Source organism: Nesterenkonia muleiensis, assembly GCF_003600155.1.
GTDB lineage: Bacteria > Actinomycetota > Actinomycetes > Actinomycetales > Micrococcaceae > Nesterenkonia > Nesterenkonia muleiensis.
The window spans coordinates 383,149-399,215 of the sequence record NZ_QWLD01000040.1; the positions used below are offsets into that span (position 1 = coordinate 383,149).

General features: G+C 63.8%; 13 protein-coding genes. 8 read left to right on the forward strand and 5 right to left on the reverse strand.

What is annotated here, in order from left to right; genetic code table 11:
• Window positions 1–137 precede the first annotated feature (137 nt).
• From DVO78_RS12955 to DVO78_RS12965, 3 genes are all read left to right on the forward strand, one after another.
• Window positions 138–1,118 carry a PAC2 family protein gene (locus DVO78_RS12955; protein ID WP_120005288.1) on the forward strand — a complete coding sequence of 327 codons (981 nt, stop codon included), beginning with the start codon at window positions 138–140 and terminating at the stop codon, window positions 1,116–1,118.
• A gap of 102 nt (window positions 1,119–1,220) precedes the next feature.
• On the forward strand, window positions 1,221–2,423 hold the full coding sequence (locus DVO78_RS12960) for a DUF4192 family protein (RefSeq protein ID WP_157984034.1): 1,203 nt from the start codon (window positions 1,221–1,223) through the stop codon (window positions 2,421–2,423).
• A gap of 155 nt (window positions 2,424–2,578) precedes the next feature.
• Window positions 2,579–3,967: an RNA polymerase sigma factor gene (locus tag DVO78_RS12965; protein ID WP_420799092.1), complete on the forward strand. Its 1,389-nt coding sequence runs from the start codon at window positions 2,579–2,581 to the stop codon at window positions 3,965–3,967.
• A gap of 154 nt (window positions 3,968–4,121) precedes the next feature.
• On the opposite strand, the gene DVO78_RS12970 is transcribed toward DVO78_RS12965, so the two are convergent.
• Window positions 4,122–4,328, reverse strand: a complete 207-nt coding sequence (locus DVO78_RS12970) for a DUF7455 domain-containing protein (protein ID WP_120005291.1) — start codon at window positions 4,326–4,328, stop codon at window positions 4,122–4,124.
• 160 nt (window positions 4,329–4,488) lie between these two features.
• Between DVO78_RS12970 and DVO78_RS12975 the strand changes: the two genes are divergently transcribed.
• The 4 genes from DVO78_RS12975 to DVO78_RS12990 all read left to right on the forward strand — a co-directional run bounded on the left by DVO78_RS12975 (window position 4,489) and on the right by DVO78_RS12990 (window position 9,787).
• Complete coding sequence (locus tag DVO78_RS12975) at window positions 4,489–6,549, forward strand: DNA gyrase/topoisomerase IV subunit B (RefSeq protein WP_120005292.1); 2,061 nt, start codon at window positions 4,489–4,491, stop codon at window positions 6,547–6,549.
• Between the two features lie 84 nt (window positions 6,550–6,633).
• On the forward strand, window positions 6,634–7,557 hold the full coding sequence (locus DVO78_RS12980; protein ID WP_238385304.1) for a heme o synthase: 924 nt from the start codon (window positions 6,634–6,636) through the stop codon (window positions 7,555–7,557).
• Window positions 7,557–8,201 (forward strand): ABC transporter ATP-binding protein, encoded by a 645-nt coding sequence (locus tag DVO78_RS12985; protein ID WP_120005294.1) that lies wholly within the window; start codon window positions 7,557–7,559, stop codon window positions 8,199–8,201. Before DVO78_RS12980 ends, DVO78_RS12985 begins: the two co-directional genes overlap by 1 nt.
• Window positions 8,198–9,787: a hypothetical protein gene (locus tag DVO78_RS12990; protein ID WP_120005295.1), complete on the forward strand. Its 1,590-nt coding sequence runs from the start codon at window positions 8,198–8,200 to the stop codon at window positions 9,785–9,787. The genes DVO78_RS12985 and DVO78_RS12990 overlap by 4 nt, the downstream gene beginning before the upstream one ends.
• Before the next feature lie 72 nt (window positions 9,788–9,859).
• On the opposite strand, the gene DVO78_RS12995 is transcribed toward DVO78_RS12990, so the two are convergent.
• Both DVO78_RS12995 and DVO78_RS13000 read right to left on the reverse strand, forming a co-directional pair.
• Window positions 9,860–10,537 carry an IMPACT family protein gene (locus DVO78_RS12995; protein WP_120005296.1) on the reverse strand — a complete coding sequence of 226 codons (678 nt, stop codon included), beginning with the start codon at window positions 10,535–10,537 and terminating at the stop codon, window positions 9,860–9,862.
• Between the two features lie 102 nt (window positions 10,538–10,639).
• The gene (locus DVO78_RS13000) at window positions 10,640–12,430 is read right to left on the reverse strand and encodes an NAD(P)/FAD-dependent oxidoreductase (protein ID WP_120005297.1); all 1,791 of its coding nucleotides are present in this window, start codon (window positions 12,428–12,430) and stop codon (window positions 10,640–10,642) included.
• 126 nt (window positions 12,431–12,556) lie between these two features.
• On the opposite strand from DVO78_RS13000, the gene DVO78_RS13005 reads away from it, so the two are divergent.
• Window positions 12,557–13,630, forward strand: a complete 1,074-nt coding sequence (locus tag DVO78_RS13005; RefSeq protein WP_120005298.1) for a helix-turn-helix domain-containing protein — start codon at window positions 12,557–12,559, stop codon at window positions 13,628–13,630.
• A gap of 10 nt (window positions 13,631–13,640) precedes the next feature.
• On the opposite strand, the gene adhP is transcribed toward DVO78_RS13005, so the two are convergent.
• Both adhP and DVO78_RS13015 read right to left on the reverse strand, forming a co-directional pair.
• Window positions 13,641–14,666 carry an alcohol dehydrogenase AdhP gene (gene adhP, locus DVO78_RS13010; RefSeq protein WP_120005299.1) on the reverse strand — a complete coding sequence of 342 codons (1,026 nt, stop codon included), beginning with the start codon at window positions 14,664–14,666 and terminating at the stop codon, window positions 13,641–13,643.
• 64 nt (window positions 14,667–14,730) lie between these two features.
• Complete coding sequence (locus tag DVO78_RS13015) at window positions 14,731–15,921, reverse strand: sigma-54-dependent transcriptional regulator family protein (RefSeq protein WP_120005300.1); 1,191 nt, start codon at window positions 15,919–15,921, stop codon at window positions 14,731–14,733.
• Between the last annotated feature and the right edge of the window lie 146 nt (window positions 15,922–16,067).

The window sequence follows — 16,067 nt, forward strand, 5'->3', positions numbered from 1 at the left end:
CGATCCTATCCACATACCTCCACCAGGTTGTCATTGCGTGCGGGAATGCGATCATAGAGAAGACTGTTACGTGGTGAGCATGTCGGTTCACTGATGTGCCCATCACGCGCCGCACAACGAAGGAGGCACCAGAGGCTATGCACGATCCGTCCAGGTTCGACCTGCTGCATATTCACCCTGAGGACTCCGAGTGGGAATCGGCCGAGGAGGCCTCAGGCACCGAGGTGGTGGTGAGTCCTCTGACTGCCGAAGGCGGCAGCAGCGGCGGTCCCCGTATGCCCATGCTGGTCTCAGTGGCCGGGCACACCGATGCAGGATCACTCTCCGAGCAGCTGGCAGATTCGCTGCTCGGCAGCCTTCCCCACAGGCAGGTGGCCAGCTTCGACATCGATGAGCTCTTCGACTACCGGTCACGGCGTCCCCAGGTGACCTTCACCGAGAATCGGTTCTCCGACTACCGGGGTCCCAAGCTTGACCTCTTCGAGGTTCGTGACGCCATGGACCGCCCCTTCCTGCTGCTGACCGGAGATGAGCCGGACTTCCAGTGGGAGCGTGTCTCGCGAACCGTGCTGCAGCTCATCGAGGAGCTCGATGTCAAGCTCTTGGTGACGGTGGACTCGCTGGGTCTGCCCACCCCGCATACCCGTCCTGTGGGTGTCACTGCACACGGCAACCGCAAGGATCTGATCGACGGCATCTCCACCTGGGCACCAAGCGCCCAGATCGAGGCTGGGCTCTCGCAGATGCTGGAGCTCCGGGCAGACGAAGCCGGCCGCGACGTCGTCGGCTACACCTTGCACGTCCCGCACTACCTGGCAGGGGGCCGGTATCCCCAGGTCGCAGTGGCCGCTCTGGAGTACGCCGGGGCGGCCTGCGAGATGATGCTGCCCAGCGACGAACTGCGTGAGGCTGCCCGCACTGTGGAGGCAGACGTCTCCCGGCAGGTGGAACAGGCCCCGGAGATCGCTCAGCTGGTCAAACAGCTCGAGTCCAATTTTGATCAGCACGCATCTCCGGCACAGCGCTCCCTCCTGCTCAGGGAAGGCGAATCAGTCCCCGACGCTGAGGAGCTCGGCGCTGCGGTTGAGGAGTTTCTGCGCAGCCAGCCAGAGGATTAGGGTTTTCCCCAGGCACAATCGGTGTCGTCCCGCCACGCCGGGCAATCCACAGAACACTGGTTTCTCTCTTGGATGACACGCTCCACGGCAGAGGCTGGGGATATGACTTCAACACCCACACCCCAGAATCCGGAACCGGCGCTGAACGCCGCTGACCCATTGAGCATCGAAGAACCTGGTGATGTGCTGGCACTGGTCCAACACACCTTCGGCTATGTTCCGGAGGACTCGCTGGTCCTGATCGGGCTGATGAACGGCACCACAGGCGGACATCTGCGTGTGGACCTGTCTCCGGCACTGGACAAGCCGCACTGGACCGGAGAGCGCTGCGCTTCGTGGATCGCCGGGCCCGACGCCTCACCGGTTCCGGAAGCTGTGCTTGCCGTGATCTTCGACACCCAAGCGCCCGACCCAGATGCTCCGGACAGACACGATGTGCTGCTCTCTGCCCTCGCCGAGGGTCTTCTGACCCAAGCAGAGGCCCGGCTGATTAAGGTGTGGCACTGCGGTGAAGGCAGCATCCGAGACTATGACTGCTGCGACGCCGACTGCTGCCCGTACCCGGGACAGGATGTCCAGAGCACTTTGGCCGGGGCGCAGCGGCGGGTTCCGGCGTTGGCTAGAACGCGAGCCTTCAGCCCCGAGGAGTGTGTGGAGGCCTTCCTCTCCGTCAGCCCGCTGATCACTGAGGAGCAGATCGGCAGAGTCAGGCGCCATTCCGCACCGGCCCCCGAGCTGCCCGAAGCGGTGCTGACCATCTGGGACGCTGCACTCTGCCGCGGCATTCGGGAGGCCGGAGGTGCGGGTCGGGCCGACTGTGGATGGATCCAATCCTCACCGGCGCGCATGTCGGCGTTGTTGGGCACCCTTGACAGCCCGGCGCACACTGGACTGCTGATGGCGCTGACAACATCAGGAATCGAGACGACGGCGGCCCGCAGGCTGCTCAGCGATGGGAATGCTGCGGAGCTGGGTCACACTGTCTGGGGAACCTCTGAGGTGCCACCGCGGTGGGAGCGGGTGGATGCCCTGGACAGTCTTCTTCATCAGCTGGTCCCCTTCGCAGAGGGTTGCCAGCTTGAGCAGATACTGGGCCTGAAGGCCTGGACCGAATGGATCCGCGGCCGTGGAAGCAATGCGACGGCCATTGCTGAGATGGCCCGGGAGCTGGACCCCGAAAGGTGGGACTCCCAGAGTGACCCTCCACTGGCCCGGACAGTGCTCCAGTGCATCAACAGGCTCGGGGTCTGTCCCTGGGCCCAGGTCAAGCAGTCCAGCTATTCCTGGTGGTCCGGCAACAGGTAGATTTTTTTCTTGCGGATCCGGGAATGGACCAGGAGATCACAGTGTTGGACCAGCCGTAAGACCCTGCAAGCCGGGAGGATTTTGCTCCGAACCGGGACTTGACAGGGTCATAGGCGTGTTGAGCGCCTGCACCTGAGTAAACGAGACGGAAGGTCATCGTGCCCACTACTGCGTCGAAGTCCACCACAGAGACTGCCGCCGCTGAGGACGCTGAAAAGTCCGCCGCCAAGAAGCCCACTCGACCGTCGTCCACCAGGACATCGGCCAAGAAGACGGCTTCGAAAGCAGGCGGAAGCCCGCAGTCATCCTCATCGAGCCCGAAGAAGTCCACATCATCCGCACCTGATGCCAAGAAGAGCGCGGCCAAGCCCGCCGCGAAGAAGGCCGGCGGCCGGAAGAAAGCACCGGACGCGGTCGACGAGATCCTGGCCGAGGACAGTGAGGACTCACCCTCACCCACCGAGGCGCTGGAGTCCGCAGTCGCTCAGGCCGAGGACCGGGGTGAGGACGCCGAAGAGATCCTGGAGCCCAAGTCCGGCGACAACCAAGAGGATGAGTCTGCCTCCGGGAGGGGATTCGTCATCTCCAATGCCGATGACGATGACGCCCCCGCCGTTCAGGTGGTCTCCGCAGGGGCCACGGCGGATCCGGTCAAGGATTACCTCAAGCAGATCGGAAAGGTCGCTCTGCTGAACGCCGAGCAGGAGGTCGACCTGGCACTGCGCATCGAGGCAGGTCTGTTCGCCGAACACAAGCTAAAGAGCGGAACCACCAAGGACAAGCGGCTCAAGCGTGACCTTGAGCTGGTGGTGGCCGATGGCAAGAAGGCGAAGAATCACCTGCTGGAGGCCAACCTGCGCCTGGTGGTTTCACTGGCCAAGCGCTACACCGGCCGTGGCATGCTGTTCCTGGACCTGATCCAGGAGGGAAACCTGGGTCTGATCCGTGCGGTGGAGAAGTTCGACTACACCAAGGGATTCAAGTTCTCCACCTACGCCACCTGGTGGATCCGCCAGGCGATCACCCGCGCCATGGCTGATCAGGCCCGCACTATCCGTATCCCGGTGCACATGGTCGAAGTCATCAACAAGCTGGCCCGGGTGCAGCGCCAGATGCTCCAGGACTTGGGCCGCGAGCCCACTCCCGAGGAGCTGGCCGCCGAGCTGGACATGACCCCGGAGAAGGTCGTCGAGGTCCAGAAGTACGGCCGGGAGCCCATTTCGCTGCACACCCCGCTGGGTGAGGACGGCGACTCCGAGTTCGGAGACCTCATCGAGGACTCCGAGGCCGTGGTTCCCTCTGACGCGGTGAGCTTCACCCTGCTGCAGGAACAGCTGCACTCGGTGCTGGACACCCTGGCCGAGCGTGAAGCCGGTGTCGTGGCCATGAGGTTCGGCCTCACCGACGGACAGCCGAAGACTTTAGACGAAATCGGAAAGGTCTATGGGGTGACTCGTGAGCGTATAAGGCAGATCGAGTCCAAGACCATGTCGAAGCTGCGCCACCCGAGCCGCTCTCAGGTGCTGCGCGACTACCTCGACTGAGGACCCCATGGTCGTGGTGAGCAGGTCGGTTGGCACCCGACAATTCTCACCGGCTGAATAAGCCCGGAAAACTCAATACTGTATGGACACAAAGACGCCCCCGCTGACGAAACCTTGGCAGGATCGCCGGCGGGGGCGCCGTCGTCGTGGGTGCCTAGGAGATCCGGTCCGACTCGTCGACCCACTCAGCAGTCATCGGGCGGAGTTTAGGCTCCACATCTCGTCCATGGTGGTTGCAGAACAGAAGTGCTCCACCGGAGGTGAGCACGGCGCGAATGTAGGCCTGAGCCCCGCAGCGGTCGCAGCGGTCCAGGGCAGTCAGCGTGGTCGGGGCCTCTATGGTGCCGGTAGTTGCTGTCATGCTCTCGCCTCCTCAGCGTTGCGTGTTGATCTCCCAATACAACCACGCCAGCCGCTGATCCATTCGCGATTTCGACTTCACAGGCGCGCCTTTCGCCACCGGCGAATCCTCGCAGTAACCTGTTGAGCAGTCTTGACCATCAATTGTTCGGAGGCATCTTTTGGCCCAGCGTGACGAGTACAGCGCCCGCCACCTTTCGGTCCTCGAGGGACTTGAAGCCGTGCGGAAGCGCCCTGGCATGTATATCGGCTCCACGGATTCGCGCGGCCTGATGCACTGCCTGTGGGAGATCATCGACAACTCCGTCGATGAGGCGCTGGCCGGCTATGCCTCCAGTATCACCATCACGCTGCACTCCGACGATTCGGTGGAGGTCTCTGATGACGGCCGCGGCATCCCAGTGGACGTGGAGCCGCGCACCGGGCTCTCCGGCCTGGAGGTCGTGTTCACCAAGCTGCACGCCGGTGGGAAGTTCGGCGGCGGCTCCTACAACGCGGTCGGCGGATTGCACGGTGTGGGCGCTTCTGTGGTGAACGCTCTCTCCGCCCGGCTGGATGCCCAGGTCACCCGCGGCGGAAAGGTCCACCAGATGAGCTTCCGGCGCGGAGAGCCGGGGACGTTCTCCGGGGACAAGCCGACGGACACCTTCACCCCCGCTGAGGAAGGCTCTCCATTGGAGGCGGTGGGCAGGGCCAAGCGTGGGGTCACCGGCACCACAGTGCGCTACTGGGCGGACCGTGAGATCTTCACCCCGGGCTCATCATTCTTAGAGGATGAGCTGGTCAACCGAGCCAGACAGACCGCTTTCTTGGTCCCGGGACTGCGCATCAGCATCCACGACCAGCGGGGTGCCGAACCCCAGGAGCAGGTCTTTCAGTACGACGGGGGCATCGGCGAATTCGTCGACCATCTCTCCACGGACTCCCCGGTGACTGATGTTTGGCGTATACAAGGTCACGGGGGATTCAGCGAACGGATTTCAGTCAACGGTGAGATGACCGATGTGGAGCGTGACTGCGAGGTCGATATCGCGCTGCGCTGGGGAGTCGGATATGACACCACAGTGAAGTCCTTCGTCAACATCATCGCCACCCCGAAGGGGGGCACCCATCTGACCGGATTCGAGCAGGCGATGGTGAAGATCTTCCGCAAGGTGGTCGAGGCCAATGCCCGCCGGCTGAAGGCCGGCAAGGACAAGCTCGAGAAGGACGATGTGCTGGCCGGACTGACCGCGGTGGTCACAGTCCGGATTGCCGAACCGCAGTTCGAAGGTCAGACCAAAGAGGTGCTCGGCACCCCAGCGGCCAAACAGATCGTCAACAAGGTGGTTTCCGAGCAGTTGGAGCAACGCCTGAGCTCGACCAAGCGAGGTGAGAAGCAGGAGGCCGCCGCGGTGCTGGAAAAGGTGGTGGCGGAGATGAAATCACGGATCTCTGCCCGGCAGCACAAGGAGACCCAGCGCCGGAAGAACGCCCTGGAGAACTCCACGATGCCCGCCAAGCTGGTGGAGTGCCGGAACAAGGACGTGGAGTCCTCTGAGCTGTTCATCGTGGAGGGCGACTCCGCTCTCGGCACCGCCAAACTGGCCCGCTCCTCTGATTTCCAGGCGCTGCTTCCGATCAGGGGAAAGATTCTCAACGTGCAGAAGGCCTCGGTCTCGGACATGCTCTCCAACACCGAATGTGCCGCATTGCTGCAGGTGATCGGTGCCGGCTCCGGGCGCAGCTTCGACCTGGAGGCTGCACGGTACGGCAAAGTGGTGCTGATGACCGATGCGGACGTGGACGGCGCCCATATCCGCACACTGCTGCTGACCCTGTTCTTCCGGTATATGCGCCCGATGATCGAGGCCGGCAGGGTCTTTGCCGCGGTTCCGCCTCTGCACCGGGTGGAGGTCGTTCACTCGGGCAAGAAGCCCAATGACGTTCGTTACACCTATTCGGAGGCCGAGCTGGTCAAGCTGCTGGCTGACCTGGAGAAGGACGGACTGCGGTATAAGGAGCCGATCCAACGCTATAAAGGTCTGGGAGAGATGGATGCCGACCAGCTCTCGGAGACCACGATGGATCCAGCACACCGTTCCCTGCGCAGGATCCGGGTGGAGGACGCCGAGGCGGCCGAACGGGTCTTCGATCTGCTGATGGGTTCGGTGGTGGCTCCGCGCAAGGAGTTCATCATTGAAGGCGCGGCCGCCCTGAACCGGGAAAAGATCGACGCGTAACTAACTTCTACGAGCCGTAGAACAAGGTAGACTGACATGGTGACTGATCTGAGCACCCACTCCTCCGTTGACGCTGACGCATCGGTGACGACACAGGAGGGGGACCGGCTCGGTGTCAAACGCAAAGCTGCGGCCTATCTGTCATTGACCAAACCGCGAGTCATCGAACTGCTGCTGGTCTCGACGTATCCCACTATGGTCTTCGCCCAGGGTGGGTTCCCCAATATCTGGGTCAGTCTCGCCACGCTGATCGGTGGTGCCTTCGCCGCCGGCTCCGCCGGGGCCTTCAACTGCATTATCGACCGGGACATGGACCGGCTGATGAACCGCACCAAGAAGCGCCCGCTGGTCACCGGGGAGCTGACTCCGCGGGAGGCCTTGGTCTTCGCCTCTGTGCTGGGTGCGGCCGCATTGGCCATCCTCTGGTTCGGCGCCAATCCGTTGGCGGCCGGGCTCGGTGCGCTGGCCATGTTCTTCTACGTGGTCATCTACACGGTGATTCTCAAGCGCCGCACTGAGCAGAACATCATCTGGGGAGGGCTTGCCGGCTGCTTCCCGGTGCTGATCGGCTGGGCTGCGGTGCGTGAAACGGTCGAGTGGCCGGCATTGGTGCTGTTCTTCATCATCTTCTTGTGGACGCCTCCGCACTACTGGCCGTTGTCCATGAAGTACCGCACCGACTACCAGAACGCCGATGTGCCCATGCTGGGGGCTGTCGCGACCGCGAAGACAGTCTCGGTGCAGGTGGTGCTCTACGCCTGGGCCACGGTGGCCTGCTCACTGCTGCTGATACCGCTGGGCTGGGCCGGCATCACCTACACGGGGTTCGCCGCTGTGGCAGGCGCGTGGTTCATCTACGAATCGCACGTGCTGTACCGGAGGGCGCAGAATGAATCCCTGACCGACCGGCGGGCCATGAAGCTCTTTCACCTGTCGATCCTCTACCTCACCCTGCTGTTCATCGGACTGTGCCTGGACCCCTTCATCGGCAGTCCGCTGATGGGCTGATGACCAGCACCGTCGAGTGCCGCAGGCTCGCTGTTTCCCTGAACGGTTCTCTGCTCCTGCCAGAGACCACCTTCACCGCCACAGCCCCTGGGCTGATCGCACTCACCGGTTCAAACGGCACCGGTAAGACCACTCTGCTGAAGACCCTTGCTGGGCGTCAGCTGCCCAGCGCAGGCGAATGCCTCATAGACGGTGAAGCCCCTTACGAGTTCGCCCCGGCATTCCGCGCCTCAGTTGCCTCACTCATCGACACCCCTCCGATGGCCCGCGATATGACTCTTCTGGAGCAGCTGGCCTTGGTGCAGGTCTCCTGGGGATCCGATGAGGGCACCGCTTTCCGCGCCGCTGAAGATCTGCTCAACCAACTGACCATCCCTGAACTGGGGGAGAGGTTCCCCTATGAGCTCTCGGCCGGTCAGCTGCAGCTGTTCGCCGTAGCGCTGACGCTCAGCCGCCCGTTCGGCTTTCTGCTGCTCGATGAGCCTGAACGGCATCTGGACACTGACCGGGTGCAGGTGCTGCTGGGACTCCTGGAGAGCCGGGTACAGTCCGGGGCACTGGTCATCACCGCGACCCATCGGGCAGAGATCGTCGAACGCGCGGAACAGACCATTCACTTGGAGCGACCCTCGGAGCCGGAATGAATGCAGAGTCTCAGCGGCTCAAGGTGGCACGCAGCGTCTACCTGGGCAGGGAGGGCGCCCCGACGGCCGGTGACCGCTGGTTCTCGCTGTATCTCATCGCTTTTGTCACCGGCTTCTACATTGTCCCGCTGGCCTACGTGATCGGTGATTTTCTGGATGAGGGCTTCGCCTTCGGCATCACCTCGGGCGGCTCCCTTCCCTTCGCGACCGCCGGGCTCGCACTGCTCGGCCTCGGTGCGCTGTGGGGCGGCCGACTGCAGGGGCCGGCGTTTCTCACGCCATTTCTGGCACATACCCTGTTGGCCACAGGGATCAGCAGGAGACGCGTCCTGGTCCGCCCGACCATTTCGGCTGTCACCGGTGCCGCGCTGGTGGTGTGCGCTGTGGCCGCGGTCGGCCTCTTCGCCTTGACCCATGCCGGGGTCTGGGGCTGGGAGAGGTTCTGGCTGCTGGTGCTGGCGGCCCTTCTGGGAGGACTGCACCTGGGACTGCTGGCGTTCTTGGGTCAGCGGCTGGGGACCGGGTGGTTGGTGGTTGTCAGCGCTGTCATCCTGTTTTTCGGAGCCCTTGGGCTCCTTGTTCCGGCAGGTTTCGCTGCATCACCGTTCGGATGGGCTGCGGCGCTGTGGACGGGGGAATCTTCCTGGCTGGCCGCTGCCTTGGCGCTCACGGCAGCGGCGGGACTTGTGCTTCTGGTCGCAGAGCCCTCAGCTCTGGGGCGGCTGCCGGCGGCTCGTGTCCTGAGGCAGAGCCGCCGCTTCTCCGATGCGAGACTCTTCAGCTCGACGGGAAACATCAACGACGCCGTGGAGCTTTTCAGGGCCCGGCCGAGTCACCGCCTGCACCGGAGGGCTGTCACAACCGGCCCGGCACTGCTGAGCGGACTCCGTCAGGATCTTGTGGGCGCCGTTCGGTCCCCGGTCTCCACCCTATCGGCAGTGGTGCTGGTCCCCTCCGGTGCTGCCCTGCTGGCTGCGATCTCACCGGCCATCAGTGCGAGTTTCGCAGACAGTCGTCTCCTGGTCTCTGTCCCTGGGGGCCTACTCGGAGCGCTTCTGCTGTTCTTCGGCACTGGAAGTCTGACGGAGGGTTGGCGGCAGATGAAGAACGAGTTCGACGCCGCCGCGCTCTTCGGGTGGTCGGCCTCTGCGGCCTTTGCCCGCCGCCTACTGTGGCCTGTGCTGGGTACGGCCGTTCTGTCCGTCTTAGGTGCTGTGGCCGTCGTCGTGCTCTCTGGTCCTGAAGGAGTCGGATGGAAGTCTGTGGGATGGTCGTTGTCGCTGGCAGCAGTGGTTCTGGCCGCTCGGTTCTTCCAGTCGATGCGCAACCGGGACGTCCCGGTGGAGTTTCTGGCACCTACTGTCATCCCTGGCGGAATGGATCTCTCCGCGGTGAAGATTCTGGTGTGGCTTGGTGACGGCATCATTCTCGCCATGACTGGAGTGCTGGCCGCTGTGGTGCTCCCGTGGGAGCTTGCCCCGCTGATGGCAGTTCTGGGAGCGTTGGTCATGATAGCGCTGGTGTGGGGTTGGGCCAGAACAGGTCAGCGCTTCTTCGCTCGGTCACCGCGGATCAGACATGGCTGATGACTCCACAGCCCACAGATTCCATCAGGTGGTGCCGGCGGCACTGCACACACCCCTGACGCGTACTGAGAATCATGCATCGACCCAGTCGACGCCGTCCGGGGTGAGAGAGGCGGTTCCCGAACTCATCGTCGCCGCGTAGGTGGTCAGTCGGGCGACGTCGTCGGTTCGATCCGGCACTGCCAGACTGAGCAGGGCACTGTCCGGTGCAAAGGTGTAATCGATGCCAAGGACCGTGACCTCCGCGGTGCGCAGCTCATTCTCCCAGCGTCCGGCCACAGCGACCGGGGCGGCGAGGGTGAACCGGCGCATGCGCTGACGGGTGCGGAAGACGCCCTGAGCACGAGCCAGCCCGACAACGCCGACCACTGAGTCCGAATAGGCGCTCACCAACCCGCCGGCGCCCAGAAGCGTACCGCCGAACCAGCGGACCACCACCACCACGACGTCGCTGAAGTCTCGGGGACCAGTGGGCATCCCCGCTTTGGTGAGTGCTTCCAGCAGCGGGGCGCCGGCAGTTCCTGAGGGCTCGCCGTCGTCGTTGGCCCGCTGGATTCTGCGGTCATGGCCGAGGACCCACGCCGAGCAGTGGTGGCGAGCGGTGTGGTGTTCCTTGCGCAGCTCACCGACCAACTGATGGGCATCATCGGCAGTCTCGGCACGGCGCATCACGGTGAGGAACCGTGACTTCTTCCGCTCAAGCTCGGCGACGACCTCAGCGCCGGCGGTGAGGACGGTGTAGGAGGTCATTCAGGCACGCGGATCTATCAGTCCGATCTCCTCAATACGAATGTCCTTGCGGTCGTAGTAGCGGGCTGCGCGCATGTTTGGTCTCCTTCACATCAATTCGCTTCAGTACGGATGGTATGTGGGCTGCAGGCCATACACCGGGGTCTCGGCTCCTTCGTACCTGGCCTTGATCTGAATGGCCAGGTACTTCGAATAGTGCCTGGACTGATGCAGATTTCCACCGTGGAACCAGAGATTGGCCACATTGGTGGGCTTCCACATGTTGCGCAGTTCCCCTTCCCATGGGCCGGGGTCCCGCGTGGTGCCTGAACCGTAGCCCCAGCACTTACCCACTTGCTCAGCTACCTCTGGGGAGATGATCTCGCGCAGCCACTGGTTCATGGACCCGTAGCCGGTGGCGTACACCACGAGGTCGGCCGACAGCTCAGTGCCGTCCTCCAGCATCACGGAGTTCTCCGTGAGCCGGTCGACCTGCCCCCTGGCCAGGCTGATCTCGCCGTCGATCACCAGCTGTGAGGCTCCCACGTCGATATAGTATCCCGACCCTCTGCGCAGGTACTTCACGAAGAGCCCTGAGCCGTCCTCACCGAAGTCCAGTTCGAACCCGGCCTTCTTCAGGTCACTGTAGAAACCGGCGTCGCGCTCACGAATCTCGTTGAACGCCTCGCGCTGGACATCCGGGAGAAGCCGGTAGGGCCAGGAGGCGAAGATGCGGTCCGCCCGATGAGCATCGATTCCCCGAGCCACTGCCTCCTCCGAGTACAGTGGCCCCAGCACCACATCCATCAAAGAGTCACTGCGCACAATATGCGTGGAGGAGCGCTGCACCATGGTGACTTCCGCTCCCTGCTCCCAGAGTGAGGCACAGATGTCGTGGGCGGAGTTGTTGGAACCGATCACCACCGCGCGTTTGCCCTGATATTGCGGTCCGCCGCGATGCTCGGCAGAGTGATGCTGCTCGCCGCAGAAGCTGTCCTGGCCCGGCAATTGTGGAGTTCGCGGGTATCCGGAGACGCCAAGTGCGAAGATCAGGTGCGTGGGGGTCAGCGTCACCGTTTCGCCGTCGCGGTCCACCTGGACCCGCCAGTGTCCCTCTGTCTGGTCCCACTGGGCATCGGTGCAGGTGGTGCGCGACCAGTAGTTGAGCTCCATCAGCTCCACGTAGTGCTTCAGCCAGTCGGCGATCTTGTCCTTGGCGGGAAACACCGGCCAGTTGTCGGGGAAGTTCAGATAGGGGAGGTGGTCGTACCAGACCGGGTCGTGCAGATGCAGGGACTTGTAGCGGTTCCGCCAGGCATCGCCGGGGGCTTCATGCCGGTCCACCACCAGGGTTGGAACCCCCACATTGTGCAGCCGGGCAGCGAGGCCGATCCCGCCCTGACCGCCGCCGACGATCAGCGCGTAGGGCTGCTGGCTACGACCCATCGCCGCATGCTGCTCAGCCCGTTGCTCCAACCAGGTCTTCCGCCCCCGGTAGATGTGGTGCTGTACCCCCTGCGGTCGGCGCGGCCCCACCGCGTCCTCGAAACCCTGGAGTTCTTCGGCAGCAGTCAGCAGAGTCCATGCCTTGCCGTCCCTGATGCGTACCAAGCCGATGCCCCGGACTGTGGCAGTCTCGAAGCCCAGCCATGCGGTGACAGTGCCGTCCTCGTCCTGCTCCGCCGGTTCAGTGAGGTGCCAGTGGCGTGGCTGGATGTGCGGAGCGGTGAGTGCAACCAGCTCCCGGATGGCCTCAGCTCCTTCTGCAGTGTGCAGGTTCCAGGTGAAAGCCACGAAGTCCCGCCAGAATCCAGCGGGTTCGAACAGGCCGGCGACCTCTGCGGCGTCGTTGTTCTCCAGCGCTGCGCTGAAGCTGGCGAGCCATTCCTGGGCGGTGGTATCTGCGGTGGACATGGTGTTCTTCCTTCCGGTGGTGAGTGCTGAGGATCCGGCGGGCACCGTGACTGTTCAGACCACGGTGCAGCGCGTATGGTGTGATCAAGATCACGTGCAGCTCCACGCTATGGGCAGGAGGGTCGCATGACCGTTGCAGCGCAGGCCACGGAGAATCCGGCCGCCTGGGACCGGTGCCGCAGGGCGGGGCTGAGCCGGGAGATCACCGGACCTCGTCACGTCAGTCCGGCATCAGAGATTGAGGAACGACGACGCCGCAGTCCACTGAGCGCGGTCGCCGCACCCGTCCGGGATGCACTGGTGCGCGCCACCAGCCACGACCATGTGCTGATCCTCACCGATGCCCGGGGCAGCGTCATCACCCGTCACGGCACCGCCGCAGCATTGGGGGCCGCAGAGCGCATCGGTTTCGACGAGGGCGCGGACTGGTCTGAGACCAGCGTGGGGACCAATGCCATCTCTGAGGCACTGCGGCTCAGTGGGGCTGCCTACGTCTCGGGAGAGGGGCACTTCGCGTATTCGCACGCCGACTGGACCTGTATGGCGGCTCCGGTCTACCACCCCAACGGCGGAGATCTGCTGGGAGTTCTGGACGTCTCCGGCCCAAGAGCCCAACTGGGCCAGGATGTCATCGGCATGGTGCGGATGACCGCGTTGCTGGCTGAAGAAATGCTGAGAATCGTCGTCCCGGATGTCCAGGACCCAGCGGAGATGGTGCGGCTGCGCCTGCTGGGTGCTCAGCCAGCAGTGCGAATAGGCGGTGGGCCGTGGCGGAAGCTGCCGCCGCGTACAGCAGAGATTCTGGCTGTACTGAGCTCCCGCGCCCGGGGGTTCACCTCCACCGAGCTGGCCTCCGAGCTCTATGGTGACGACGGGCGCCCAGGAACAGTTCGCTCAGAGATGCACCGGCTTCGCAAGCGGCTGGGACCGATCATCAGCTCTGAGCCGTATCGCTTTGCTGAGGGTTTGCGCACCGTCTCGGATGTCCATGATGTTGAAGAGGCGTTAGTCCGGGAGGAGGTTGACACTCTGTTGCGCCATTACACTCAGCCGCTGCTGCCTGCCTCGGCCGGCGAGCATCTGGTCCGATGGCGGGCCTCGCTGGACAACCGCGCCAACCAGTTGCTCGCCGACTTCGGCAGCACCTCCCAACGCGCTCAGTGGGCGCAGACGGAGATGGCCTGGCAGCAGCAGGTATGACCTCCTGAGGTCATGCCCCGTAGTCGATGACGACCCGACCATCGATTTTGCCGTGGTGCATCTCGTCGAACACGGCGTTGATGTCACCCAGCGGGCGCTTGGAGTATGTGGGGTGGATCAGCCCACGGGCGTAGAAGTCCAAGGCTTCGACCATATCCTGGCGGGTTCCGACGATGGACCCGCGAATCGTGAGCCCCTTGAGCACGATGTCGAAGATCGGAGCGGGAAAGTCTCCGGGGGGCAATCCGTTGAAGACGATCGTGCCGCCGCGGCGGGTCATACTGATCGCCTGACCGAAGGCACTGGGGTGCACTGCAGTGACCAGCACCCCGTGGGCCCCACCGACCCGCTCTAGGATCTCATGGGCAGGATCCACGCCGTTGGCGTTCAACGCGATCTCGGCACCGTGCTTTTTGGCCAGCGCCAGCTTGTCGTCAGCGATGTCGACGGCAATGACCCGCATGCCCATGGCCACCGCGTACTGAACGGCAATATGGCCCAGCCCGCCGATCCCGGAGATGACCACCCACTGGCCGGGCCGCACCCCGGTCATCTTCAGTCCCTTGTAGACGGTGACTCCGGCGCACAGAACCGGGGCAATCTCGTGCGGATCAGAACCCTCAGGAATGGCGGCGGCGTAGCGTGCCTCTACCAGCATGTACTCCCCGAAGGACCCGTCTGTGGAGTATCCGCCGTTGGTCTGCTCCTCGCACAGGGTCTCCCATCCGGTGCGGCAGTGCTCACAGACTCCGCAGGCGTTCCACAGCCAGGCGTTGCCCACCAGTTGACCAACCTCTAGGGTGGTGACGCCCTTGCCGACCTTCTCCACGGTGCCGACTCCCTCGTGACCGGGAACGAAAGGGGGTGAGGGCTTGATCGGCCAGTCACCCTCTGCTGCGTGCAGATCGGTGTGGCACACCCCCGAGGCGATCAGCTTCACCAGGGCCTGGCCGGGCCCCGGCTCGGGCAGCGGATACTCGGTGACGGCAAGTTCCTTGCCGAAGTCTTGAACTACTGCTGCTGTCATGGTGGACATGGCAACTCCTTTGTCACAAGTGCTCAATATGGTCACTTGTGATGTTAGTCACGCTCAGGTTGCGTCAACGTTGCATGCGTGCCACGAGCGCGGCTCTTTGCGGTGATTCTGCCGGCAGCAGCTGCAGTGCGGTGTAGACGGCCTGTTCATCGGCCGCCGCTTCAGGAAGCTGGAGGTAGCGGCAGAGCTGCTCAGCGGTGCCATCGGCCAGGATCGATTCGCGCACCAGCGCTGAGAGCTGACTGCGCAGCTCCAGAATTCCCGGTGATTCTGAGGCCGGCAGCAGAACACCGCCGTACACATCCAGTGCGGTGTCCCGGTCCCCGGCGGTGACCGCTGTGAGCACCGTCAGGGCATCCAGGTCTATAGCTGATGAGAGTCTGTAGGGTCTGGACTGCAGGTCCAATCCGGCGGCAGCAGGCGAGTTGCGCAGCACGCGCCTGAGCCGGACGATCTCTGCCCGGAGCGCCACCTCGTGCCCAGGTTCTCCGAACAGGAACTCGGCCAGGGCTCCGGCACTGAGTCCGTTCTGTCCGTTGTGGGCATGCCAGGCCAGCAGGACCAGAATCTCGGCGTGCCGCAGGCTCAGCGCCTCGCGGGCTGATGCCACCCCCAGCTGTGGCCGCACGGTGCCAAGGGTGGTCAGCTGCGGCAATCCGGTGTCCGCCGGAAGCACCTTCAGCTCCGCCTCAGCCGCCGATACCGCAGCATAGATCAGCGGAAGCGAATGGGTTGCCACCGCCTTCTCATCACCCGTGAGGTCGACCACACCGAGCAGGCGGCCGGTGTGGGGGTTGCGGATAGGTGCTGCCGAGCAGGAGAACTGATGTGCTGAATAGGCGAAATGCTCCTCCTGGCGTACCTGGGATCCGCGGCCGGTGGCCAGTGCGAGGCCGGGGGCTGAGGTGCCGATGGCTTCTTCGGACCATGTGGCGCCGGCCTGGAAGGCCGATGATTCTGCCCGGTGCATGGAGTGGCGGTCACCGTCCACCCAGAGCAGGCGGCCCTCGGCGTCACCGATGGCCACAATGAGCCCGGCCTCGGCGGCCGGTTGTATCAGCAGGCGCTGGAAGATGGGAAGGACCAGGGACAGCGGGTGGGTGCTTCGGTAGGACTGCAGGTCGTTTCCGGCCATCTCCACAGGTGCCAGCGCGGCACCGGGATCAGGGAGGAACTGAGCTGAGCGCTGCCAGGAATCACGCAGCTCAGGCTTCAGCGCGGCCCAGGTCTGCGGTTCATCGGGGGTTGCCTTCATTTATGCCCAACTCCTTTCCGCTCTCAGAGTGTGTGCCTTATCACAGTCTAGACGAGATCGGGGCGCGGGGGTGTGCAACCTTGTTGCAACCCGCGCGGACATAGGATGATGGATACCGTGATGCAGGTCACAGTCTTTGGTTCACA

Excerpts from the sequence above, each read along its gene's own strand:
- DVO78_RS12955 (WP_120005288.1), top strand. The coding sequence starts at position 138 with ATGCACGATCCGTCCAGGTTCGACCTGCTGCATATTCACCCTGAGGAC.
- DVO78_RS12960 (WP_157984034.1), top strand. The coding sequence starts at position 1,221 with ATGACTTCAACACCCACACCCCAGAATCCGGAACCGGCGCTGAACGCC.
- DVO78_RS12970 (WP_120005291.1), bottom strand. The coding sequence starts at position 4,328 with ATGACAGCAACTACCGGCACCATAGAGGCCCCGACCACGCTGACTGCC.
- DVO78_RS12985 (WP_120005294.1), top strand. The coding sequence starts at position 7,557 with ATGACCAGCACCGTCGAGTGCCGCAGGCTCGCTGTTTCCCTGAACGGT.
- DVO78_RS12990 (WP_120005295.1), top strand. The coding sequence starts at position 8,198 with ATGAATGCAGAGTCTCAGCGGCTCAAGGTGGCACGCAGCGTCTACCTG.
- DVO78_RS12995 (WP_120005296.1), bottom strand. The coding sequence starts at position 10,537 with ATGACCTCCTACACCGTCCTCACCGCCGGCGCTGAGGTCGTCGCCGAG.
- DVO78_RS13000 (WP_120005297.1), bottom strand. The coding sequence starts at position 12,430 with ATGTCCACCGCAGATACCACCGCCCAGGAATGGCTCGCCAGCTTCAGC.
- DVO78_RS13005 (WP_120005298.1), top strand. The coding sequence starts at position 12,557 with ATGACCGTTGCAGCGCAGGCCACGGAGAATCCGGCCGCCTGGGACCGG.
- adhP (WP_120005299.1), bottom strand. The coding sequence starts at position 14,666 with ATGTCCACCATGACAGCAGCAGTAGTTCAAGACTTCGGCAAGGAACTT.
- DVO78_RS13015 (WP_120005300.1), bottom strand. The coding sequence starts at position 15,921 with ATGAAGGCAACCCCCGATGAACCGCAGACCTGGGCCGCGCTGAAGCCT.